Annotated in this window: 1 protein-coding gene; it reads right to left on the reverse strand. The window is 77.2% G+C overall.

Annotated elements, in window-relative coordinates:
* Positions 1-246: class I SAM-dependent methyltransferase (locus tag L9G74_RS21670; protein WP_238898927.1), on the reverse strand; the 246-nt coding region annotated here is incomplete at both ends.

Here is a 246-nt window from a genome sequence, read left to right on the forward strand (position 1 = left end):
GGGCGAACCCCGCGGACTCGGCGCGCAGGTGCTCCAGGAAGCAGAAGTGCCCGTCCGGGCGCAGCACCCGGCGGATCTCGCCGAGCGCGGCCGCCAGGTCGCGCACGGAGCACAGCACCAGCGTGCTCACCGCGGTGTCGAAGGAACCGTCCGGCGCGGGCAGGTCCTCGGCCGTCCCGTCGAGCACCGAGATCGGGACCGGGGCCCGGGCCGCGGCCTGCTCGGCGAGCGCGCGCAGCGCCGGTT

It is taken from the genome of Shewanella electrica (assembly GCF_022321485.1).
In the GTDB taxonomy this organism is placed as follows: domain Bacteria; phylum Pseudomonadota; class Gammaproteobacteria; order Enterobacterales; family Shewanellaceae; genus Shewanella; species Shewanella electrica.